Below are 22,090 nucleotides of genomic sequence, written 5' to 3'. Positions count from 1 at the left end.
TATCCTTCCTGAACGCGAGTCGTGATCCCGTTACGGGTCGATACCGTGTGACAAAATGTTTCACGCCGGCGCTACTTTATGCCTAGCCGCCCATCGCTCTGTCAAGCAGCGATGCGCACAGCGACTCCGGCAGCACGCGATCGCCGCGCGCGTCCAGCGCCATCTGGCACCAGGCTTCCGCCACCGGCGGTGCAGCGCTGCGCAACAGCTGCGCCGCCGCAAACAGGTTGAACAGCTGCGCCGTCATGCTCCGCCCCTGCGCCTCCTGCCCCTTGCGCAGCTGCTGCATCAGCTGTCGCCACTGGCGGTCGAAATGACGGTTCTGCCCCTTCACCTCGCCCAACTCCTGCAGCACCGCCTCCTGCACCGCGCTGCTTTTCGTCCAGGCACGCAGCACGTCCAGGCTCATGATATTGCCCGAGCCTTCCCAGATGCTGTTGACCGGCATCTCGCGATACAGCCGCGGCAGTTCGCTCTCTTCGCAGTAGCCGATGCCGCCCAGCGCCTCCATCGCCTCGGCGACAAAGGGGATGCCCTGACGACAGACTTCAAACTTCGCCGCCGACGTCATGATGCGGCTCAGCCCCTGCGACAGCGGGCTGCCGGCGTCGCCATAGGCGTGCGCCAGCCGCATCAGCGCCGCGACCTGCGCCTCCAGACGCAACGCCATGCGCGCCAGCTGCTGGCGCATCAGCGGCAGCTGGATCAGCGTTTTGCCGAAGGCCTGGCGCTGATGGGCATGGTACAGCGCCACCGACAGCGCGCGACGCATCAGACCGTGGCTGCCGAGCGCGCAGTCAAAGCGGGTCAGCGCGCCCATCTTGAGGATTTGCCGCACGCCGTCGCCCTCGTCGCCCAGCAGCCAGGCGCTGGCGTCAAGAAACTCCACTTCGCTGCTGGCGTTGGAGCGGTTGCCGAGCTTGTCCTTCAGCCGTTCCAGCCGCACCGCGTTGCGCGTGCCGTCGGGCAGAATGCGCGGCAGGAAAAAGCAGGACAGCCCGCCGCCGGTCTGCGCCAGCACCAGGTGCGCGTCGCTCTGCGGCACCGAGAAGAACCATTTATGCCCCACCAGGCGGTAAAGCTCGCCGCTGCCGCGCCCGGCCAGCGGCGTCGCCGTGGTGGTGTTGCTCAGCACGTCGGAGCCGCCCTGTTTTTCCGTCATGCCCATGCCGATCAGCAGGCCGCGTTTCTGCGCTCCCGGCAGCAAATGAGCATCGTAACGGTCGGACAACAGCGGCGGCAGCCAGTCGCTGAACGCCGCCGGCAGGGTGCGCTGCAGCAGCGGGGTCGCACCGTACGTCATGGTGATGGGGCACAGCGTGCCGGCCTCCACCTGCGCGTGCAGCATAAAACGCGCCGCGCGGGCGACCACAGAGCCGACGCGCGCCTCCTCCTCCCACGGCAGGTTGTGCACCCGGTTAGCCACCAGCCCCTGCATCAGAATGTGCCAGGCGGGATGAAAGCGAACGTCGTCAAGCCGCTGGCCGCAGGCATCGTAGCGCAGCAGCTCCGGCGGATTGGCGTTGGCCAGCCGCCCGAGCTCCAAGGACTCCTGTGTGCCCAGCTGCTGCCCCAGCGAAGCCAGCACCTCGCTGTCCCAGCCGGCCTGCTCGCGCTGCACCGCCTCTCGCAGCGGCGTATCGGAAAGAAAAAGGTTGCTGTTGCCCAGCGGTTTGGGCTGATTAAAAACGTCGTGCGTATGCCAGACCATAGACCTGCTCCCTGTTCAAGACCTCAGCAAACAGTATGGTAGACGTGACGATTTCTGCCGCGGGGCGGCGCACAGGATGGGAAAATGGCGGGAAAACAGCAGGCCCGACAATGCCGGGCCCGCAGGGATCAGCTGCGCTGGCGCACCGCTTCGAACAGACAGACGCCGGTGGCGACCGACACGTTCAGCGAGGACACGCTGCCCGCCATCGGAATGCTGATCAGCTCATCGCAGTGTTCACGCGTCAGGCGGCGCATGCCTTCACCCTCTGCGCCCATCACCAGCGCCATCGGCCCGGTCAGCTTACTCTGATACAGCGTATGATCGGCTTCGCCGGCGGTGCCGACAATCCACACGTTCATTTCCTGCAACAGACGCATGGTGCGCGCCAGGTTGGTGACGCGGATCAGCGGTACGCTTTCCGCCGCGCCGCAGGCCACTTTTTTCGCCGTCGCATTCAGCTGAGCGGAACGATCGCGCGGTACGATCACCGCATGTACGCCGGCGGCATCGGCGCTGCGCAGACAGGCGCCGAGGTTGTGCGGGTCGGTCACACCGTCCAGAATCAGCAGGAACGGCGTATCGACGCTTTCCAGCAGCCCCGGCAGGTCATTTTCCTGATACTGACGCCCTTCGCGCACGCGGGCGACGATCCCCTGGTGCACCGCGCCCTCCACCTTGTCATCCAGCCACTGGCGGTTCGCCACCTGAATCACAATGCCGGTGGCTTCCAGCTCGGCGATCAGCGGCTGCAGACGGCGGTCGTCGCGGCCTTTCAGGATAAACACTTCCAGGAAGCGTTGCGGGTCACGTTCCAACAGGGCTTTAACGGCGTGGATACCGTAAATAATTTCGCTCATGATACTCTTTTAACCGTGCGGCCGACGTCGGTCGGCCGGTGATAATTACCGTGCGGCAGGTCAGCCCTGCTCCGCACCTTTTTTCTTGCCGGCGCGTTTGGCCTTGGTGGCCGCGGCAATCTTCTTGGTTTTGGCCGAGGCTTTCTTCGCCTTGGCCTTTTTGTCTTTCTTCACTTTGCCCGCCGGCTTGGCGTCGTCCTTGCGGAAGGCGCTGTCCGGCTCAAAGTTGGCCGGCGCTTTGCCGCCGCGACGTCTGCGGCCGTTGCCATTGCCGTCGCGCAGCGTACGCTGCCCGCCTTTCTTCGCCCGCTCGCGTTCGGTTTTACCTTCGCCGCGCGGCTTACGGCTGCTGGAAATCAGCGCGAAGTCAATCTTGCGCTCATCCATATGCACCGCCTCAACGCGGATTTCCACCGTATCTCCCAGGCGATACACCGTACCGGAAGATTCGCCGATCAGTCGCTGACCGATATTATCGTAGCGGTAGTAATCGTTATCCAGCGTCGATACGTGCACCAGCCCGTCGATAAACAGGTCGTTCAGGCGGACGAAGAAGCCGAAGCCGGTCACGCTGGCGATAATGCCGGTAAACTGCTCACCGACGTGGTCCTGCATAAAGTCGCACTTCAGCCAGTCGGCCACGTCGCGCGTGGCTTCATCGGCGCGGCGCTCGGTCATTGAGCAGTGCAGGCCCAGCTGCAGCATCTCGTCGAGATCGCTGTGCCAGCCGCCGGTCGGCGTCCAGCGGTGCTGAGGTTCGCCGTGCTCTTTCGCCAGCTGGTATTTAATCGCCCGGTGCAGCGCCAGATCGGGATAACGGCGGATCGGCGAGGTGAAGTGGCCGTACGACGACAGCGCCAAACCGAAGTGGCCGCGGTTTTCCGGATCGTAAATCGCCTGCTTCATGGAGCGCAGCAGCATGGTCTGCAGCATTTCATGGTCCGGACGATCGGCCACTTCATCCATCAGCGTGGCGTAATCTTTCGGCTGCGGCTTGTTGCCGCCGCCCAGCGTCAGTCCCAGCTCACCCAGCACGCTGCGCAGCGCGGAGATGTGATCGTCGCTCGGACGGTCGTGCACGCGGAACAGCGCCGGCTCGTTACGCTTCTCAACAAAGCGCGCCGCGGCGATGTTCGCCAGGATCATGCACTCTTCGATCAGCTTGTGCGCGTCGTTGCGCACCGTCGGCTCTACGCGTTCAATGCGGCGTTCGGCATTGAAAATAAACTTGGCCTCTTCGGTCTCAAACGCGATGCCGCCGCGATCGGCACGCGCCTGATCCAGCACCTTGTACATGTTGTGCAGTTCCTGCAGGTGTTTGACCAGCGGATGGTACTGCTCACGCAGCTCCTGGTCGCCCTGCAGAATGTGCCACACCTTGGTATAGGTCAGACGGGCGTGGGAGCTCATCACCGCCTCATAGAACTTGGCGGTGGAGAGACGCCCCTGCGCGGAGATGGTCATTTCACACACCATGCACAGACGGTCAACCTGCGGGTTCAGCGAGCACAGTCCGTTGGACAACACTTCCGGCAGCATCGGCACCACCTGTGACGGGAAGTAGACCGAGTTGCCGCGGCTGCGCGCTTCGTCATCCAGCGCGGTGCCCGGGCGCACATAGTAGCTGACGTCGGCAATAGCTACCCACAGCCGCCAGCCGCCGCCGCGCTTTTTCTCGCAGTAAACCGCGTCGTCAAAGTCGCGGGCGTCTTCGCCGTCGATGGTGACCAACGGCAGCTTACGCAGATCCACGCGCCCCTGTTTGGCCTCTTCCGGCACCTGTTCGCTGAGATCGGCCACCTGTTTCTCCACCTGCGGCGGCCAGGTATGCGGAATTTCATGGGTGCGCAGTGCGATATCCACCGCCATGCTGGTGCCCATTTTATCGCCGAGGATCTCGACGATTTTCCCCACCGCCTTGGTACGGCGCGTCGGGCGCTGGGTCAGTTCCACCACCACCATATAGCCCATGCGCGCGCCGGCTACCGCCTCGTTCGGGATCAGGATGTCAAAGCTCAGACGGCTGTCGTCAGGCACCACAAAACCGGTGCCGGCATCCATAAAGAAGCGGCCGACAATCTGGCTGGTTTTCGGCACCAGCACCCGCACGATGCGGGCTTCGCGCCGCCCTTTGCGGTCCGCGCCCAGGGGCTGCGCCAGCACCACGTCGCCGTGGATCGCCATTTTCATCTGCTCGGCGGACAGATACAGGTCGTCTTTACGCCCTTCAACGCGTAAAAAGCCGTAGCCGTCGCGGTGGCCGATAACCGTGCCGCGCAGCAGGTCCAGACGCTCGGGCAGCGCATAGCATTGGCGACGGGTAAACACCAGCTGGCCATCGCGCTCCATGGCGCGCAGGCGGCGACGCAGCGCCTCCAGATGTTCATCGCTGGTCAGGTTCAGTTCTTTCGCCAGCTCTTCGCGGCTGGCCGGCGTCTCACGCTTGGCCAAATGGGCAAGGATGAATTCGCGGCTCGGGATTGGGGATTCGTATTTTTCTGCTTCTCGTTCCAAGAATGGATCTTGTGACATTGCGGTTCCTCCGTTGTCATCAGCAGGATGTCGCTGAGCCTTGTCTTCTCAACGACGTTTTATTCGACAAGCAATAGCTTGTAGAGCGGCGGATTATCTTCAACCATATCGGCCAAAGTGTAGTTATCCAACTCTTCAAGGAAATTCTGTACCCCTTTATGCAGTACCTGCTTCAGTCGGCAGGCTGGGGTGATGTGGCAAAAATCGCTGCTGCAGTTAACCAGGGCGAGCGGTTCCAGCGCCCGCACCACGTCGCCAAGACGAATGGTTTCAGCCGGTTTGCCCAACCGGATGCCGCCATTTTTACCGCGTACGGCCGTGACCAGGCCAATACGGCTCAACTGGTTAATTATTTTCACCATATGGTTGCGGGATACGCCATACACCTCGGTCACTTCCGAAATGCTGGTCATTTTATCCTTCGGGAGCGATGCCAGATAAATCAGCGCCCGCAGGCCATAATCAGTAAAACTTGTTAACTGCACGTTTACCTCTGGGCGCGATAGAGCCCGTTTGCGTTTGATGTGCCGCTTTTCGGCATTTTTCAAAAGATTGCTATTGGATAATAAACCAGCCGGCGAGTTTGCCGCTAATTATTTAGCGCATGAAACACTTTATGACGGAACGGTGACGGTGTTTTTGACGGGAAACCGCAAGAGGGAGGGAATAACCGCGATCCTCAACGTCATGCGCGCTGCGCTGACGCCGTTCAGCGATGCGGGCACAGCCAACAGAGCGCAAGCCGGAAAAAAACAAACCGGGACTCAGCCCGGCTTGTTTGATGCAGAAAAACCGATTATGCGTCGAACGGGTCGCGCAGAACCATGGTTTCGCTACGGTCCGGGCCGGTAGAGATAATGTCTACCGGTACGCCGGTCAGCTCTTCAAGACGCTTGATGTAGTTCAGCGCCGCCTGCGGCAGTTTGCTGTACTCTTTCACGCCAAAGGTGGTTTCGCTCCAGCCCGGCATGCTTTCGTAGATCGGTTCGATACCTTCCCAACCTTCGGCAGCCAGCGGCGTGGTGGTCATTTCGCGGCCGTCCGGCATACGATAGCCCACGCAGATTTTCACTTCTTTCAGGCCGTCCAGCACGTCCAGCTTGGTCAGGCAGAAGCCGGACAGGGAGTTGATCTGCACCGCACGACGCACGGCAACCGCATCCAGCCAGCCGGTACGACGACGACGGCCGGTGGTGGCGCCGAATTCGTTGCCCTGCTTGCACAGGTACTCGCCGGTTTCGTCAAACAGTTCGGTCGGGAACGGACCTGCACCAACGCGGGTCGAGTAGGCTTTCACGATGCCCAGCACATAGTCGACATAACGCGGGCCAATGCCGGAACCGGTGGCCACGCCGCCGGCGGTGGTGTTGGACGAGGTCACGTACGGATAAGTACCGTGGTCGATATCCAGCAGCGTACCCTGCGCGCCTTCGAACATGATCAGGTCGCCACGCTTGCGCGCGCCGTCCAGCAGTTCGGAAACGTCAACCACCATCGCGGTCAGGATGTCGGCGATGGACATCACGTAGTCCAGCGTAGACTGGAAGTCGACCGGCTCGGCTTTGTAGTAGTTAACCAACTGGAAGTTGTGGTATTCGACGATCTCTTTCAGCTTAACCGCGAAAGATTCTTTATCGAACAGATCGCCAACGCGCAGACCGCGGCGGGCGACTTTATCTTCGTAAGCCGGGCCAATGCCGCGACCGGTGGTGCCGATGGCTTTCGCGCCGCGCGCTTTTTCACGGGCCACGTCCAGCGCAACGTGATAAGGCAGGATCAGCGGACAGGCTTCGGACAACAACAGACGCTCGCGTACCGGGACGCCGCGCGCTTCAAGTTCGCCCATCTCTTTCATCAGCGCGTCAGGAGCCAGTACAACACCGTTGCCGATGATGCTGGTGACGTTTTCACGCAGGATGCCAGAGGGAATCAAATGAAGAACGGTTTTTTCACCGTTGATAACCAGAGTGTGGCCAGCGTTATGGCCACCTTGGTAGCGCACAACATATTTAGCCCGTTCAGTCAGCAGGTCTACGACCTTGCCCTTACCTTCGTCACCCCATTGGGTGCCCAGTACGACGACGTTCTTACCCATTTTTCAAAATCACCGATTGCTTAAAAATGGATTCTAGCACCGTAATTTCTGAGTTTCAGCACTTTTCGCATACGATTGCGTAATTTTTCGGCTAAACTTCAGCCACCAAGGCGCATGCTCAACATATAGTAGATCACGATGCCGGCAACCACTATTCCACCGCCGAAACGACGCAGCGTGGCGTCCGGCAACTGCGAGATCGTCAAGATCATTTTACGCCAGGCGCGCGGGAACAGCATCGGCCCCAGCCCCTCAAGCACCAGAACCAAACCTAACGCCAGCCAAATTGTTGCATTCATGCCTTACCCCAAAAAAGAAGGGGCCCGTGCTAACACGGACCCCCGGTCACTGTCTTAACGCCTTATTTACGCGATGAATCCGGCGATTTCATATAGCGGAAGAAATCGCTGTCCGGACTGAGCACCATCACGTCCTGGTTCTCTTTGAAGCTGGCTTCATACGCACGCAGGCTACGGATAAAGGCATAGAAGTTAGGATCCTGGCTGAACGCGTTGGCGAACAGCTTGGCCGCTTCGGCATCCCCTTCACCGCGGGTGATACGCGCCTGACGCTCGGCTTCCGCCAACGTACGCGTCACCTCGTAGTCCGCGCTGGCGCGCAGCTTCTCTGCTTCTTCCTGGCCCTGCGAACGCAGACGACGCGCTACCGCTTCACGTTCCGCACGCATACGCTGGTAAATCGCGTCGGAGACTTCCACCGGCAGGTTGATCTGCTTGATACGCACGTCGACCACTTCAATACCCAACGCCGCCATGCTGTTCGGGTTCACCTGCGGCTGTTTGCCGGTGGTTTCCCGCTCAACGCGCGCCGCCGCAGAGGCGATAGCGTCATCGGCTTCGGTCTTCGGCATCTCTTCGCCGTTGTTCAGCGTACCGGTGTTCAGCGCGTCACGCACGTCGGACATCAGCTTGCCGCGCGAGTCGGTCACGATGTCTTTCACATCCAGACGACCGATTTCAGAACGCAGACGGTCACTGAACTTACGCTTCAGCAGCACCTCGGCCTGGGAGACGTCGCCGCCGCCGGTCGCCAGATAGTAGCGGCTGAAGTCGCTGATGCGCCACTTCAGGTAGGAGTCGACGATCAGGTCTTTCTTCTCGCTGGTCACGAAGCGATCGGCCTGGTTCTCCATGGTCTGAATGCGCGCATCCAGGTTTTTCACCGATTCAATAAACGGGATCTTGAAGTGCAGGCCCGGCGCATAAATCAGCGGTTTGTTTTCGTCATCGCGCAGTACCTTGCCGAAGCGCAGAACGATGCCGCGCTGGCCTTCCTGCACCACAAACAGTGAAGCATAAAGCGCTACCAGCACCACGAGGAGGATAACTACAAAAGACTTACGCATTGATTACTGTCTCCCTACGCGAGTGGTATCGTCACGCTGCGCATTCGCCCGGCGTTGGTCCATAACCGAACCGCTGTTCTGCGGTTTACTGCCGGCGTTGCTGCCGGAAGTCGACGGCGCAGGGTTAAGACGAATCAGGCTGGTGTCTTTGTTGCCGCTGTCGCTGGCTGCGCCGGCCTGGCCACGCAGCATCTGCTCCAACGGCAGCACCATCAGGTTGTTGCCTTTGTCATTCACCAGCACCTTGCGGGTATGGCTCAGGACTTTTTCCATGGTTTCGATATACAGACGCTCGCGGGTGATTTCCGGCGCGGACTTGTATTCCGGCAACAGTTTGGCAAAGCGCGCCACCTCACCCTGGGCTTCCAGGACGGTACGGTCTTTATACGCCTTGGCATCTTCCAGCAGACGCTGCGCCTGGCCGTTCGCACGCGGCTGAACTTCGTTGGCGTAGGCTTCCGCTTCACGGATGTACTGCTGCTCGTTTTCACGTGCGGCGATAGCATCATCGAACGATGCCTTCACCTCTTCCGGCGGACGCGCCGCCTGGAAGTTGACGTCCAGCAGCGTGATGCCCATCTTGTACGGACGAATGGTCTCTTCCAGCATGCGCTGGGTATCGTTACGCACCACGGTACGCCCTTCGGTCAGGATGCGGTCCATGGAGTACTTGCCGATAACCCCGCGCAGGGCGCTGTCGGTCGCCTGGCTCAGGCTGTCGTCAGCGTTCACCACGCTGAACAGGTACGCTTCCGGGTCGGTCACGCGGTACTGTACGTTCATCTCGACCCGCACCACGTTCTCATCGGAGGTCAGCATCACGCCGGACGCCGCCAGTTCGCGCACCGACTCCACGTTCACCGCCTTCACTTCATCGATAAAGGTCGGCTTCCAGTTCAGGCCCGGCTGCACCAGATGGCTGAACTTACCGAAGCGCGTAACCACGCCGCGTTCCGCTTCCTTGATGGTATAGAAACCGCTGGCCGCCCAGATCACCACCACGGCAACCGCCGCGATGCCGATGATACGGCCGCTGAAGCCCGCACCGCCGCCGCTATTATTGCCGTTAGAGCCTTTGCCTCCGCCCAGGCCGCTCAATTTCTTGCTCAGCTTGCGGAAGATATCGTCTAAATCAGGTGGCCCTTGATCACGACCGCCTTTGTTACCGCCAGAGTTGCCGCCATTATTATTGCTGCTCCCCCACGGGTCGCGGTCCTGTCCGTTATTACCGGGCTGATTCCACGCCATGTTTTAGCTCCATTATTCTGTGATTGGGTACTTCAGGTTCACGCGCGGGCCACAGCAACAATTTGCCGCCCCTATAACGCCCGCAGACCGAGTGCACAAATGTAACAGGATATGATCATACTATAAAGTTAATCAGATCGTGTTCCTGTTTACACAGGCGACGCCACTCCACTATCGGCATACGCACCACCATGCCAATGCTGCCGTCTTCTTCGTTCCACTCTTTTTCGATTGCCTGAAGCTGGTAAAAACGGCTACGAAGACGGCCTGCCTGTGGCGGTAAGCGCAGCTCGTGATGCGCGATTTCCCCCGATAAGCGCTCCGTCAACGCCTGATACAACAACGGAATACCTTCCCCGCTGACGGCGGACAGCCACACGCGGATCGGTAAATTTTCATCGTTGCGGTCGATACGCGGAACAAAGTCATCCAGCATATCTATTTTGTTCATTACCAACAGTGTAGGTATCTCGTCCGACTCTATCTCGGTCAGCACGCTATTGACGGCTTCAATGTTCTCGTCAACGCGGCTGTCTGCGGCGTCGATCACATGCAGCAGCAACGATGCCTGCCGCGTTTCCTGCAGCGTCGCCTTAAAGGCGGCGACCAGGTCGTGCGGAAGATGCCGGATAAACCCTACGGTATCCGCCAACACCGTATCGCCGACGTCTGCGACGTCGATGCGCCGCAACGTGGGATCCAGCGTGGCAAACAGCTGATCCGCCGCGTAAACCTCGGCGGATGTCATACGGTTGAACAGGGTGGATTTTCCGGCGTTGGTATAGCCGACCAGTGAGACGGTCGGCACGTCGGCGCGGGTACGCGCCCGTCGGCCTTGTTCACGCTGCTTCTCTACCCGCTCCAGGCGGCGCAGAATCAAGCTGATACGATCGCGCAACAAACGACGGTCGGTCTCTAATTGGGTTTCCCCCGGCCCGCGCAGGCCGATCCCCCCTTTCTGACGCTCCAGGTGCGTCCAGCCGCGCACCAGGCGCGTGGCGATATGGCGCAGCTGCGCCAGCTCTACCTGCAGCTTGCCTTCATGGGTACGGGCGCGCTGGGCAAAGATGTCTAGAATTAACCCGGTGCGGTCGATAACCCGGCATTCACACAGCCGTTCCAGGTTTCTTTCCTGCGCCGGGGAAAGGGCATGATCAAACAGGACAACAGACGCGCCGCTGGCTTTCACCGCATCTGCAATTTCTTCGGCCTTTCCTTCACCGACAAAGTACTTTGGGTGTGGGGCTTTGCGGCTGCCAGTTACCACTTGCAAAGCCTGAACACCGGCTGAAGAGACCAGCGACTCAAATTCGCTGAGATCTTCCGTATCTTTGTCCTGCGAGAAATAGATATGAACCAGTACGGCCTGCTCACCGGCTTCATAACGGTCAAACAAGCGTGCAACCTCTCAAACGGATATCAACCGCGAGCGTGGGGGACATAAACAGCGCACGGCTGCTTATGTTCCCCGTCATGGTTGTCTTGCAATGCGCCTTATTCAGCGTCATCGCTTTCCTGCTGCGGCTGTTGCTGCGCAGACGGATTATTACCATGGTGATAGTTATTGCTGCCGCCGCTCGGATTGTTGCTGTGGTGCGAAACCGGGCGCGATGGGACAACGGTAGAAATAGCGTGCTTATACACCATCTGGCTTACTGTGTTTTTCAACAGAATGACAAACTGGTCAAAAGACTCAATCTGGCCTTGCAGCTTAATACCATTCACCAAATAAATAGAAACCGGAACACGTTCACGACGCAATGCGTTCAGGAACGGATCTTGCAAAGATTGCCCCTTAGCCATTCTATCTTTTCCTTATTTGCTTGTTGTTTGTAACTAAGAACCTGTCGGCTCTAAAATGTACGACCTAAAAAAATTTGCGCGCTGAATACTCATCAATTGTACACAATCACTCAGCCTATGCACTAACAACCTGTGTCACCGACGCCAAAGCCTCTCCCGGCTTTTCGCTGTCCAGCCAGCGGACTGACTCCCAGCCCCGTAACCAGGTCATTTGGCGCTTGGCCAACTGACGCGTTGCGCAAATACCACGATAAACCATCTCATCGTAACTAATTTCGCCAGACAGATATGACCACATCTGGCGGTAACCGACACAGCGAATGGAGGGCAAATCCGTATGCAAATCACCCCGCGCGAAAAGTGCGCGCGCTTCCGTCTCAAAACCTGCCGCCAACATTTGATGGAACCGCAGCTCAATGCGTTGATGCAACAACTCACGGCTGTTCGGCGCTATCGCAAATTGGTGAACATGATACGGCAACGATTCACCCGAAATTTTAGTCAGTTCCGTTAAAGTTTTACCCGAAATAAAAAAAACTTCCAGTGCTCTGGTCAGTCTCTGCGGATCATTCGGATGAATTCTTAACGCCGCTACCGGATCTATCTGCTGCAACTGCCGATGCAGCGCCTCCCAGCCCTGCTCTGCGGCCTGCTGCTCAATGCGCTCGCGCACCGCCGCATCGGCGGACGGCAGCGGGGAAAGTCCTTCCAGCAACGCCTTGAAATACAGCATGGTGCCGCCCACCAGCAGCGGGATGCGCCCGGCGGCGGTAATCTCGGCCATCTCTTGCAGCGCGTCGGTGCGGAAGTCCGCGGCGGAATAAGCCTCGGCGGGATCGCGAATATCGATCAGCCGGTGCGGCGCCTGCGCCAGCTCTTCGGCGCTCGGCTTGGCGGTGCCGATATCCATCCCGCGGTAAATCAGCGCCGAATCGACGCTGATCAGCTCCACCGGCAGCTGCTCGCGCAGCGCCATCGCCAGTGCGGTCTTGCCCGACGCCGTCGGCCCCATAATAAAAATCGCCGGAGGACGCGGCGTTATTGCTGTTTCAGTCATGTGTAAGGGCTGCCAGTGCAGCCTGTAAATCAACAGGTTGTAAAAGACCGCTCGGTGGTGCTTTGACCAGCTGCGGGCAAAGTCGTTCAACGTCGGTCAGTAATTGTATCGCTTGCGAGGCGTTCCACTGCTCATGCTCGCTGCCAAGATGGCGGGCGAACCAGGTGGCCAGCACGTCAGGCGACATCGCTTTATGGTCGGCCAGATAGCCTAACAGTTCCGGAATCAACTTTTGTAAATTTTGTTGGCGTAACGGTAAAGGCACCGCGCGCAGGGTCACACGGCCGTGATCGACCTGCAGCTCCATCCCCATTTTCGCCAGCAGCGCCTGATGCGCCGTACAGGCGGCAACCTCCGCTTTCTCCAGCGTCAGTTTGACCGGGATCAGCAGCGGCTGCGGGCGCAATCCCTCTTCCGGCGGCGTCAGCTGCGCCTGGCGCAGCCAGCGCTCAGCCACCGGCAGATTCAGCAGCGACAGACGCTGCTGCTGTTCCACCAGCGCGTAGCACGGCGGATACACCATCAACACCCGGCCGAAGCCGTGCTGACTGCCCGCCAGCGCCGGTTCCTGCGGCGTTGGCGTCGTCTTGGCCGGCGGGAACAGCGGCGGTTTCTCGGCGGCGGCGGCCGGCGACGCTTCAGGCGTTGCCTGCATCAGGCGTCCGTACAGCTCGCCTTCACGCTTCTGATAACCCGCCGCGCCGTGATAGCTCTGCGGCGCCCGCTCGCGCACCGGCGCGGCAGGCGTCGTTTCACGCCGCGGCGCGCTCTCCGCCGCCGGCTGGGAAAAGTGATTGCCGCCGGCGGCCACGCGGTTTTCCGGCTGCCAGGCCGGCGCCGGTTCCTGCGGCGTCTCTTCCGTCAGCGGCAGCGACGCCTGCCCCACCTGCTGCAGCACCGTGGTCACCGCCTGATAGATAAAATCATGCACCAGACGCGCCTGATGGAAACGCACCTCATGCTTGGCGGGGTGCACGTTGACGTCCACCTGATGCGGATCAACCTCCAGATACAGCACGTAAGCCGGCTGCTGCTCATCCTGCAGCTGGTCCTGATACGCCTGACGGATCGCGTGGTTGATCAGCCGGTCGCGCATCATCCGGCTGTTGACGTAGCAGTACTGCATATCGCCAAGCGCCCGCGCGCCGGCCGGATCCGCCACCCAGCCGCGGATGGTTAAATCGCCGTGCTGCCAGGAAACCGCCAGCGCATGCTGTAAAAACGCCGGGCCGCAGATGCTGGCCAGGCGGCGCTCATACTGGCTCTCTTCCTTCGCCGCACGGTACTGGCGCACCAGCTTGCCGTTGTGGCTGAGGGTGATCGCCACGTCGAAACGCGCCAGCGCAATGCGCCGCACCACTTCGTCGATATGGCCGAATTCGGTTTTTTCGGTGCGCATAAATTTGCGCCGCGCCGGCGTGTTGTAAAACAGATCCAACACTTCCAGCGTACTGCCTACCGGATGCGCCGCCGGCTTGACCGTCACCGCCTGCTCGCGCCCTTCGGCGTAAGCCTGCCAGGCCTCCTGCTGCTGAGCGGTGCGCGAGGTCAGCGTCAGACGCGATACCGAGCTGATGCTGGCCAGCGCCTCACCGCGAAAGCCGAGGCTGATAATCGCTTCCAGATCGTCAAGCGTGGTGATTTTACTGGTGGCGTGCCGCGCCAGCGCCAGCGCCAGCTCCTCTTTACCAATGCCGCAGCCGTTATCGCGAATGCGGATCAGCTTGGCGCCGCCGCGTTCAATCTCGATATCGATGCGCGTGGCGCCGGCATCCAGACTGTTCTCCACCAGCTCTTTCACCACCGACGCCGGGCGCTCAACCACTTCCCCGGCGGCGATCTGGTTAGCGAGCTGCGGCGGTAACACCTGGATTGACATGCGGGTTCCCCTTGATGGTTCAGGTATGCGGAATGGTCAGCGTCCGATCCAGCGGCGCGACGTCCGACTTCAGACGATTGGCGCTTTTCAGGGCGGTGACGCTAACGCCATAGTGCGCGGCAATGGACGACAGCGTATCGCCGCGCACCACCTTATGCCGCGACGTCTTGCTGACGCCGGCGGTTTTCGCACTGCGCTGAGTACCGGCGGCGGCCCCCGCCGCCGGTACTTTCAGGCGCTGTCCGACCCAGACGCCGTCTTTTTTCAAATGATTAAGGTTATGCAGCGCCGTCATGCTGGTGCCGTAACGGCGGGCAATCGCAGAGAGCGTTTCCCCCCTGCGCACAACGTGAGTCTGCGTTTTACCCCGGTAACTGCTGCTGACGTCTGGTGAAGCCGTATTAACCGCCGCTGCGACGTCCAGCGGTCGGTTTTCCACCTTTGGGTCGGCTTGCAGCGGATGCGACAGGAAGTAGCTGCGCAGGCCGCGATGAATCGCCTTGGCAATCTTCTCCTGATAGTCGCTACTGCCCAGCAGTCGCTCCTCCGAAGGGTTACTGATAAAGCCGGTTTCCACCAGCAGGGAAGGAATATCCGGCGAACGCAGCACGCCGAGGCTGGCCGGCTGCGGACGACTCTTGTGCAATACGCCGATGGTGCGCATTTCACTCAGCACCTTCACCGCCACGTCATACCCCACGCGCTGCGAATGGCCGAACTGCAGGTCCAGCACCGCCTGGCTGAGATACGGATCCGCCTGGTTGCTGGCCAGCAGATCGCCTGCGCCGCCCAGCAGCTCGGACTGTTTCTCATGCTGTTCCAGCCAGTTGGCCATTTCACTGTTGGCGCGGCGGTTGTTCAGCACCCACACCGAGGCGCCCGTCGCGCTGCGGTTCGGCGCCGAGTCCGCGTGGATCGACACCAGCACGTTGGCCCCCTGCTTGCGCGCTACTTCCGAGCGGCCCATTACCGACACAAAGTAGTCGCCGGTACGCGTCAGCACCGGTTTGAACATCGGATCGTCATCCAGCAGCGCCTCCAGGCGGCGGGCAACGGCGATGGTCACGTTCTTTTCGCGCAGCCCGTTCTGCCCCAGCGCACCGGGATCCTGACCGCCGTGGCCGGCGTCGATCGCCACGACCACGCGGTTGCCCGAACCGGCAGATACCCGGCTGCTGCGCGGCGTTTCCGCCGTCGCGGTGCCGGCCACCACGGTCGGTTTTTCCTTAAACGGGTTGCTGCCGGATGAGCTGGACGGCGCCACGCGGCGCACCGGCTCTTCCGTTTTCGTCACCACCGGCTTGCTGACCAGCGGCTTACTGGCCGCAGGTGCCGGCGCCGGCGCCTGGCGCACCACATTATTATTGCCGCCGGTGGCGGTAATGGTGAACACCACGGTATACACGTTGCCGTTCTGCCGCGTGACGGCGCGGGTTTTTGCTCGCTGCGTCAGTTCAAACACCAAACGCACGCTCTGCGCATCTTTCGGCGCGCTGGAACGGATGCGTTTCACCAGATTCTGACCGCTAAAGTTCAGCGGCAGGCCGCTGACTTTGCCGCTCTGGTTCACGTCCAGCACCACGCGCTCCGGCCCGTGCAGCGGGAAGAACGCATAGGCCGGCGGGCCGTTAAAGCTGACCGCAACGGTCGCTTCCCGCTGGGCGTTGGTGACTTTGATATCCGCCAGCGACGATGACGCCGCCAGCGCCAGCGACGGGCCGAACAGCCCCATCACGACGATCAGCGCCATGCTCAGGAATTTCTTTAGTCCATACATCATGTTGGCGTCATCCCTGTTACCCGTGGATTCGGTCGATGAGTTGGCTGCCGTAGTCGGACAGCGCGTCCAGACGCGCTTCCCGGCCTTGATCCTGGTAGCTCAGATGCAGCGCCAGATCCGGCGCCGGCAATACGCCGGCCCCCTGCTGCGGCCACTCCACCAGGCAAATGGCATTCTGCGCAAAGTAGTCGCGAATGCCCATAAATTCGAGTTCTTCGGGGTCGGCCAGCCGGTACAGATCAAAGTGATAGACCGACAGCGGCTCCAGCGCATAAGGCTCCACCAGCGTATAGGTCGGGCTTTTCACATTGCCCTGATGGCCCAGCGCCTGCAGGAAACCACGGCTGAAGGTCGTTTTACCGGCGCCCAAATCACCATAGAGATAAATGACGCTGGCCCGATCGCACGCCTGCGCCAACGCGGCCCCCAATTCAACCGTCGCTGCCTCATCCGGCAGAGGTAACACGAGTTCTTTCATTCGATAATATCTATTTTGCCAACTGAGGATTAACGTAATAAGGGATCGCCGGCAGTAAGTCGGTCGCCAGCAACCCTCTGGTTCCTTGTTTTTCCGCCACGCTATCCGCGGCGACGCCGTGGACCACGCAACCGGCGCAGGCGGCATCATACAGCGAGAGCTTTTGCGCCAGCAATCCGCCGATAATGCCCGCCAGCACGTCGCCCATGCCGCCGGACGCCATGCCGGGGTTGCCGACGTCGGCAATCGCCATCGCGCCGTGCTCATCGGCGATCAGCGTTCCCGCGCCTTTCAGCACCGCAACGCCGCCATAGTCCGCCGCCAAACGGTGCACGGCAAGTAAGCGATCACTTTCAATTTCGGCGGTGCTGCAGCCCAAGAGCCGCGCCGCTTCGCCGGGATGCGGCGTAATAACACGATTCTGACGCTTCTCGGGATTTAATGCCAGCAGGTTAAGCGCATCGGCATCCCATAACGTTGGTTTATCGCTGGATTGTAGAACTTTCAGCGCATTCCGACCCCACGCCTCCTGACCAAGGCCCGGGCCAATCACCGTGACATCGGCCCACGCCAACGCCCGCTGCAGGGCCTCATCATCCAGCGCCTGCACCATCAGTTCGGGGCGCGCGGTCAGCAGCGGCGCCACATGATCAATGTGAGTAAGCACTCGCACCAATCCTGCACCGCTGCGCAGCGCCGCTTCGGCGGCCATACGTATCGCGCCGCCCAAGCCGCGATCGCCGCCGACCAACAGCAAGCGTCCATGTTCGCCTTTGTGCGAACACGGGCGCCGCGGCGGCAGCCATCCTGCCAGATCGGCAGCGCTAACGCGCTGAATCTGCACCGGTTGCTGCGCCAGCCATTCAGATAATCCTAGCGTACTATGATGAAGTTGCCCGACCCAATCGCGTGCCTGGCCGGTCAGCAGTCCCGGCTTCAGCCCGATAAAGGTCATGGTGTGAGCGGCACGGATCGCCGCACCGGGCGCGGCGCCGCTGGCCGCCAGCAGCCCGGAGGGAATATCCAACGCCACAATCGGCAGCCCGCTGCGGTTAGCGGCCTCAATTAATGTCGCCGCCGGCGCGCGCGGCGCGCTGGTCAGTCCGCTGCCCAGCAGACCGTCGATAATCAGGTCGATATCCGCCGGCCAGCGGCTGTCTTCCGCCAGCTCCGTACCGCCGGCATCCAACCAGGCCTGACGCGCCATCGCCGCCTCAGCCGGCAAGGGACGCGAACCTGCGCCGGCGATCAGCGTCACCCGCACGCCGGCCTCCGCGGCCAGCCGCGCGACCACGTAACCATCACCGCCGTTATTGCCACGCCCGCACAGCACCAGCCAGTGGCGCGCGGCCGGATAGCAAACGCCGGCCAGACGGTAAGCCGCAGCACCTGCACGCAGCATCAGTTCGTACAGCGAAATACCGGCGGCGGCGGCCGCTAACGGCTCCGCCTGTCTGATCCAGTCCGCAGGCCAGACAGAGTGTGGTAAACTGACAGCGTATTGTTTCTCACTATGGCCCGTCATGACACACCCTCTCGATCTCCATCAACTCGCCCAACATATCAAGCAATGGGGGCAATCGCTAGGCTTCCAGCAGGTTGGCATTTGCGATACCGATCTCAGCGCTGAAGAGCCAAAACTGCAGGCGTGGCTTGATAAACAGTACCACGGAGAAATGGAGTGGATGGCGCGCCACGGCATGCTGCGCGCCCGGCCACATGAGCTGCTGCCCGGCACCCTGCGGGTGATCAGCGTACGTATGAACTACCTGCCGGCCAAGGCGGCATTCGCCAGCACGCTGAACAACCCGCAGCTCGGCTATGTCAGCCGCTATGCGCTGGGGCGTGACTACCACAAGCTGCTGCGCCAGCGCCTGAAAAAGCTCGGCGAACAGATCCAGCAGTATTGCGGCGAACTGAATTTCCGTCCGTTTGTCGACTCGGCGCCGATTATGGAACGCCCGTTAGCCGCCAAGGCCGGGATTGGCTGGGTTGGTAAACACTCACTGATTCTGAATCGGGAAGCCGGCTCATGGTTCTTCCTCGGCGAACTGCTGATTGATTTGCCCCTGCCGGTCGACCAGCCGCAAGAGGAGCAGTGCGGCCGCTGCGTGGCCTGCATCACCACCTGCCCGACCGGCGCCATCGTGGAGCCGTATACCGTTGACGCCCGCCGCTGCATCTCTTATCTGACCATTGAGCTGGAAGGGGCGATCCCCGAAGAGTTTCGTCCGCTGATGGGCAACCGTATCTACGGCTGCGACGACTGCCAGCTGATTTGCCCGTGGAACCGTTTCTCGCAGTTGACCGACGAAGCGGACTTCAGCCCGCGCGCGGCGCTGCATGCACCGCAGCTTATCGATCTGTTCGCCTGGAGCGAGGAAAAATTTCTGCGCATCACCGAAGGATCGGCGATTCGCCGCATCGGCCATCTGCGCTGGCTGCGTAATATTGCCGTCGCACTTGGCAACGCGCCGTATCAGGAAGAGGTCGTCACCGCCCTGCGCACCCGGCTGGGGCAAAGCGAACTGCTGGATGAACATATCGAGTGGGCGCTGCAGCAACAGCTGGCCCGCCGCGCCGAACACCGCGTTGAGGTGCAGAGCCCGCAGAAAAAACGATTAATACGCGCAGTAGAAAAGGGATTACCGAGGGACGCCTGATGCCAATGGCAGACCTATCATCCGCCTCACCATGTAGCCTGTGGACTTGTGCATAAAAATAAAAACCCGTTGTCTTTCAAACGTCACAAAAAGAGCAAGTGATCGGGGTAACGTTTTCAAATAAATAAATACTATTAAAAATCAAAAAGATAAATATTTCATTCTGGTAACGTTGTTTTTTTGTCCACGAGGTATTACCCGCTCAGCCTGTGGATAACTCTGTTTACAAGATTTTCCGCATGAATAATACAGAAGAGACGCGCTCGCATCGCTGATGGGCGATGTGGTGACGTTTAAAGGGGGAGAAAATTGGAGCGGGAAACGAGGCTCGAACTCGCGACCTCAACCTTGGCAAGGTTGCGCTCTACCAACTGAGCTATTCCCGCACACAAGAGATGCTTCACAGCATCCGGCCAAAAATGGAGATGGCCTTTGAAATTTTGGAGCGGGAAACGAGGCTCGAACTCGCGACCTCAACCTTGGCAAGGTTGCGCTCTACCAACTGAGCTATTCCCGCGTCGCATGGTTACTACTGGTACTGCTTGTTACTCATCATGCCGCAAACTGCGACATTGCTGAATTTGGAGCGGGAAACGAGGCTCGAACTCGCGACCTCAACCTTGGCAAGGTTGCGCTCTACCAACTGAGCTATTCCCGCGTCGTATCGATAGCTGAACTTTTCGAAATTCTTCATCGGTACGGGGTGCGCATTATACGAGAATTCCTTTTTGCCGCAAGCCCCTAAACGCAAAAAATCGCTTTTTTTGTTTGATTGCTGCTTAATGCGCCAATATGGCGAATTAAGCGGCGAAAAGCGGCATTTTCTGAACGTCTAACGGCCCTTGCCGGCTTACAGCTGAATAAAATGCTCACGGTAATAGGCCAGTTCCGCCACCGATTCGCGGATATCGTCCAGCGCCTGATGGGTGCCCTGCTTTTTAAAACCGGCCAGAATTTCCGGCTTCCAGCGGCGCGCCAGCTCCTTCAGCGTGCTGACGTCCAGATAGCGGTAGTGGAAGTAGGCTTCCAGCAGCGGCATATAGCGGAACAGAAAACGCCGGTCCTGGCCCACGCTGTTGCCGCAGATCGGCGATTTGCCCGCCGGCACCCACTGTTCAAGAAACGCGATGGTCGCCAGCTCCGCCGCCCGATCGTCAATGCTGCTGGCCTTCACCCGCTCCACCAGCCCGCTGCCGGTGTGGGTGCGCACGTTCCAGTCGTCCATTAACGCCAGCTGTTCATCTGACTGATGAACGGCGATTACCGGCCCTTCCGCCAGAATGTTCAGATTGGCGTCCGTCACCAGCGTGGCAATCTCGATAATACGGTCGCGCTCGGGATCCAGACCGGTCATCTCCAGATCGATCCAAATCAGGTTATTTTCGTTTGCGGTCATGATAGTTCCTGCCTGTAAGCCTCAAGACAACCCTGCGCCGGCCGGCGACGGCAAATATTCCGCAACGGCGCGCGGCAGCCAACAACGGTTATTTAATATAAAATAGCGTGTATCATAGTCTTTTTAGTCGCAACGAGCGATAGAGCGATATAAAGCCGAAGAGTGAGGCGCAGTGAGCAAAAACAAACTGTCTAAAGGTCAACAACGCCGGGTGCAGGCGAACCATCAGCGCCGCCTGAAGCGCACTGATAACAAACCGGAACTGGACGATAGCCAATTGGGTGAACCGCAAGAGGGGATCGTCATCAGCCGCTTTGGCATGCACGCCGACGTTGAAGCAGCAGACGGTAGCCAGCATCGCTGCAATATTCGTCGCACCCTGCGTTCGCTGGTGACCGGCGACCGCGTGGTATGGCGCCCCGGCCTTGGCAGCCATGAAGGGGTAAAAGGCATCGTCGAAGCCGTGCATGCGCGCAGCTCAGTGCTGACGCGGCCGGATTTCTACGACGGCGTCAAACCGATCGCCGCCAATATCGATCAGATCGTGATCGTGTCGGCGATCCTGCCGGAGCTGTCGCTGAACATTATCGATCGCTACCTGGTGGCTTGCGAAACGCTGGATGTCGAGCCGCTGATCGTGCTGAACAAAATCGATCTGCTGGACGCGGAAGCGCGCCAGCTGGTTGACGGCATGATGGATATTTACCGCCACATCGGCTACCGGGTGCTGGAAGTGTCCAGCCGTACCCGCGAGGGCATGGCGGAGTTCGAACAGGCGCTGGCGGGACGCATCAGCATTTTTGCCGGGCAGTCCGGCGTCGGGAAATCCAGCCTGCTGAACGCCCTGCTGCCGCCGTCCGACGAACAGATTCTGGTGAATGACGTCTCCGACGTCTCCGGCCTCGGGCAGCACACCACCACCGCGGCGCGGTTGTACCACTTCCAACACGGCGGTGATGTGATCGACTCGCCGGGGGTGCGCGAATTTGGCCTGTGGCACCTGGAGCCGGAACAAATCACCCAGGGCTTTGTCGAATTCCGCGATTACCTGGGCGGCTGCAAGTTCCGCGACTGCAAGCACGACAACGATCCCGGCTGCGCCATCCGCGCCGCGGTGGAGCGCGGCGATATCGCCGAAGAGCGCTTCGACAATTATCACCGCATTTTGGAAAGTATGGCGCAGGTCAAGGTTCGCAAGAACCTGCTGGACGCCAACGGTTAA

The 22,090-nt window shown here is 60.1% G+C and carries 19 protein-coding genes and 3 tRNA genes; 3 read left to right on the top strand and 19 right to left on the bottom strand.

Annotated features, from left to right (window positions below):
* Positions 1 to 82: 82 nt before the first annotated feature.
* The 4 genes from I6G83_RS08770 to nsrR form a co-directional block, all read right to left on the bottom strand.
* A complete protein-coding gene (locus I6G83_RS08770) occupies positions 83 to 1,711 on the bottom strand; it encodes an isovaleryl-CoA dehydrogenase (RefSeq protein ID WP_054306975.1) in 1,629 nt (542 codons plus the stop codon).
* Positions 1,712 to 1,839: 128 nt separating this feature from the next.
* Positions 1,840 to 2,571, bottom strand: coding sequence for a 23S rRNA (guanosine(2251)-2'-O)-methyltransferase RlmB (gene rlmB / locus I6G83_RS08765; protein ID WP_015344301.1), 732 nt, complete (start codon positions 2,569 to 2,571; stop codon positions 1,840 to 1,842).
* A 60-nt stretch (positions 2,572 to 2,631) separates the two neighbouring features.
* Positions 2,632 to 5,103: a ribonuclease R gene (gene rnr, locus I6G83_RS08760; RefSeq protein WP_054306976.1), complete on the bottom strand. Its 2,472-nt coding sequence runs from the start codon at positions 5,101 to 5,103 to the stop codon at positions 2,632 to 2,634.
* 59 nt (positions 5,104 to 5,162) lie between these two features.
* Positions 5,163 to 5,588 carry a nitric oxide-sensing transcriptional repressor NsrR gene (gene nsrR, locus I6G83_RS08755; protein WP_054306986.1) on the bottom strand — a complete coding sequence of 142 codons (426 nt, stop codon included), beginning with the start codon at positions 5,586 to 5,588 and terminating at the stop codon, positions 5,163 to 5,165.
* A gap of 73 nt (positions 5,589 to 5,661) precedes the next feature.
* Here nsrR and I6G83_RS08750 point away from each other — a divergent pair, with 73 nt between their 5' ends.
* On the top strand, positions 5,662 to 5,955 hold the full coding sequence (locus tag I6G83_RS08750; RefSeq protein ID WP_128144111.1) for a hypothetical protein: 294 nt from the start codon (positions 5,662 to 5,664) through the stop codon (positions 5,953 to 5,955).
* Here I6G83_RS08750 and I6G83_RS08745 read toward each other — a convergent pair.
* The 11 genes from I6G83_RS08745 to nnr all read right to left on the bottom strand — a co-directional run bounded on the left by I6G83_RS08745 (position 5,900) and on the right by nnr (position 18,334).
* On the bottom strand, positions 5,900 to 7,198 hold the full coding sequence (locus I6G83_RS08745; RefSeq protein ID WP_015344298.1) for an adenylosuccinate synthase: 1,299 nt from the start codon (positions 7,196 to 7,198) through the stop codon (positions 5,900 to 5,902). The genes I6G83_RS08750 and I6G83_RS08745 overlap by 56 nt on opposite strands.
* Before the next feature lie 98 nt (positions 7,199 to 7,296).
* Entirely contained in the window at positions 7,297 to 7,497 is a 201-nt protein-coding gene (locus I6G83_RS08740) for a DUF2065 domain-containing protein (RefSeq protein ID WP_054306977.1), read from the bottom strand.
* 62 nt (positions 7,498 to 7,559) lie between these two features.
* Entirely contained in the window at positions 7,560 to 8,564 is a 1,005-nt protein-coding gene (gene hflC / locus I6G83_RS08735) for a protease modulator HflC (protein ID WP_015344296.1), read from the bottom strand.
* A gap of 3 nt (positions 8,565 to 8,567) precedes the next feature.
* On the bottom strand, positions 8,568 to 9,812 hold the full coding sequence (hflK, locus tag I6G83_RS08730) for an FtsH protease activity modulator HflK (RefSeq protein ID WP_054306978.1): 1,245 nt from the start codon (positions 9,810 to 9,812) through the stop codon (positions 8,568 to 8,570).
* 115 nt (positions 9,813 to 9,927) lie between these two features.
* Positions 9,928 to 11,208 (bottom strand): ribosome rescue GTPase HflX, encoded by a 1,281-nt coding sequence (gene hflX / locus I6G83_RS08725; RefSeq protein WP_015344294.1) that lies wholly within the window; start codon positions 11,206 to 11,208, stop codon positions 9,928 to 9,930.
* Between the two features lie 98 nt (positions 11,209 to 11,306).
* Positions 11,307 to 11,615 carry an RNA chaperone Hfq gene (gene hfq / locus I6G83_RS08720; RefSeq protein WP_015344293.1) on the bottom strand — a complete coding sequence of 103 codons (309 nt, stop codon included), beginning with the start codon at positions 11,613 to 11,615 and terminating at the stop codon, positions 11,307 to 11,309.
* Positions 11,616 to 11,730: 115 nt separating this feature from the next.
* Positions 11,731 to 12,672: a tRNA (adenosine(37)-N6)-dimethylallyltransferase MiaA gene (miaA, locus tag I6G83_RS08715; protein ID WP_054306979.1), complete on the bottom strand. Its 942-nt coding sequence runs from the start codon at positions 12,670 to 12,672 to the stop codon at positions 11,731 to 11,733.
* On the bottom strand, positions 12,665 to 14,551 hold the full coding sequence (gene mutL / locus I6G83_RS08710) for a DNA mismatch repair endonuclease MutL (protein WP_054306980.1): 1,887 nt from the start codon (positions 14,549 to 14,551) through the stop codon (positions 12,665 to 12,667). The genes miaA and mutL overlap by 8 nt, the downstream gene beginning before the upstream one ends.
* 19 nt (positions 14,552 to 14,570) lie before the next feature.
* The gene (amiB, locus tag I6G83_RS08705; protein ID WP_054306981.1) at positions 14,571 to 16,331 is read right to left on the bottom strand and encodes an N-acetylmuramoyl-L-alanine amidase AmiB; all 1,761 of its coding nucleotides are present in this window, start codon (positions 16,329 to 16,331) and stop codon (positions 14,571 to 14,573) included.
* 16 nt (positions 16,332 to 16,347) lie between these two features.
* Positions 16,348 to 16,809, bottom strand: a complete 462-nt coding sequence (gene tsaE / locus I6G83_RS08700) for a tRNA (adenosine(37)-N6)-threonylcarbamoyltransferase complex ATPase subunit type 1 TsaE (protein ID WP_054306982.1) — start codon at positions 16,807 to 16,809, stop codon at positions 16,348 to 16,350.
* A 10-nt stretch (positions 16,810 to 16,819) separates the two neighbouring features.
* On the bottom strand, positions 16,820 to 18,334 hold the full coding sequence (gene nnr / locus I6G83_RS08695) for a bifunctional ADP-dependent NAD(P)H-hydrate dehydratase/NAD(P)H-hydrate epimerase (RefSeq protein WP_054306983.1): 1,515 nt from the start codon (positions 18,332 to 18,334) through the stop codon (positions 16,820 to 16,822).
* Between nnr and queG the strand changes: the two genes are divergently transcribed.
* The gene (gene queG / locus I6G83_RS08690; RefSeq protein ID WP_015344287.1) at positions 18,333 to 19,472 is read left to right on the top strand and encodes a tRNA epoxyqueuosine(34) reductase QueG; all 1,140 of its coding nucleotides are present in this window, start codon (positions 18,333 to 18,335) and stop codon (positions 19,470 to 19,472) included. The two genes, nnr and queG, sit on opposite strands and share 2 nt — an antisense overlap.
* Positions 19,473 to 19,782: 310 nt before the next feature.
* Here the strand turns inward: queG and I6G83_RS08685 are convergent.
* The 4 genes from I6G83_RS08685 to orn form a co-directional block, all read right to left on the bottom strand.
* Positions 19,783 to 19,858, bottom strand: a tRNA-Gly gene (locus tag I6G83_RS08685).
* A gap of 55 nt (positions 19,859 to 19,913) precedes the next feature.
* Positions 19,914 to 19,989 (bottom strand) — tRNA-Gly (locus I6G83_RS08680).
* Positions 19,990 to 20,054: 65 nt separating this feature from the next.
* Positions 20,055 to 20,130: transfer RNA gene (locus tag I6G83_RS08675), tRNA-Gly, on the bottom strand.
* Positions 20,131 to 20,322: 192 nt separating this feature from the next.
* Complete coding sequence (gene orn / locus I6G83_RS08670) at positions 20,323 to 20,868, bottom strand: oligoribonuclease (protein WP_015344286.1); 546 nt, start codon at positions 20,866 to 20,868, stop codon at positions 20,323 to 20,325.
* A 172-nt stretch (positions 20,869 to 21,040) separates the two neighbouring features.
* Between orn and rsgA the strand changes: the two genes are divergently transcribed.
* A complete protein-coding gene (rsgA, locus tag I6G83_RS08665) occupies positions 21,041 to 22,090 on the top strand; it encodes a small ribosomal subunit biogenesis GTPase RsgA (protein WP_054306504.1) in 1,050 nt (349 codons plus the stop codon).

The organism is Serratia rubidaea (assembly GCF_016026735.1).
Classification (GTDB): Bacteria; Pseudomonadota; Gammaproteobacteria; order Enterobacterales; family Enterobacteriaceae; genus Serratia_B; species Serratia_B rubidaea.
Note: the sequence above shows the minus strand (reverse complement) of the source record. Positions and strands in the feature narration are given on the sequence as shown.

Excerpts from the sequence above, each read along its gene's own strand:
- I6G83_RS08745 (WP_015344298.1), bottom strand. The coding sequence starts at position 7,198 with ATGGGTAAGAACGTCGTCGTACTGGGCACCCAATGGGGTGACGAAGGT.
- I6G83_RS08740 (WP_054306977.1), bottom strand. The coding sequence starts at position 7,497 with ATGAATGCAACAATTTGGCTGGCGTTAGGTTTGGTTCTGGTGCTTGAG.
- mutL (WP_054306980.1), bottom strand. The coding sequence starts at position 14,551 with ATGTCAATCCAGGTGTTACCGCCGCAGCTCGCTAACCAGATCGCCGCC.
- queG (WP_015344287.1), top strand. The coding sequence starts at position 18,333 with ATGACACACCCTCTCGATCTCCATCAACTCGCCCAACATATCAAGCAA.
- tsaE (WP_054306982.1), bottom strand. The coding sequence starts at position 16,809 with ATGAAAGAACTCGTGTTACCTCTGCCGGATGAGGCAGCGACGGTTGAA.
- rlmB (WP_015344301.1), bottom strand. The coding sequence starts at position 2,571 with ATGAGCGAAATTATTTACGGTATCCACGCCGTTAAAGCCCTGTTGGAA.
- hflC (WP_015344296.1), bottom strand. The coding sequence starts at position 8,564 with ATGCGTAAGTCTTTTGTAGTTATCCTCCTCGTGGTGCTGGTAGCGCTT.
- nnr (WP_054306983.1), bottom strand. The coding sequence starts at position 18,334 with ATGACGGGCCATAGTGAGAAACAATACGCTGTCAGTTTACCACACTCT.
- miaA (WP_054306979.1), bottom strand. The coding sequence starts at position 12,672 with ATGACTGAAACAGCAATAACGCCGCGTCCTCCGGCGATTTTTATTATG.
- I6G83_RS08770 (WP_054306975.1), bottom strand. The coding sequence starts at position 1,711 with ATGGTCTGGCATACGCACGACGTTTTTAATCAGCCCAAACCGCTGGGC.
- hflK (WP_054306978.1), bottom strand. The coding sequence starts at position 9,812 with ATGGCGTGGAATCAGCCCGGTAATAACGGACAGGACCGCGACCCGTGG.
- hfq (WP_015344293.1), bottom strand. The coding sequence starts at position 11,615 with ATGGCTAAGGGGCAATCTTTGCAAGATCCGTTCCTGAACGCATTGCGT.
- amiB (WP_054306981.1), bottom strand. The coding sequence starts at position 16,331 with ATGATGTATGGACTAAAGAAATTCCTGAGCATGGCGCTGATCGTCGTG.
- orn (WP_015344286.1), bottom strand. The coding sequence starts at position 20,868 with ATGACCGCAAACGAAAATAACCTGATTTGGATCGATCTGGAGATGACC.
- rnr (WP_054306976.1), bottom strand. The coding sequence starts at position 5,103 with ATGTCACAAGATCCATTCTTGGAACGAGAAGCAGAAAAATACGAATCC.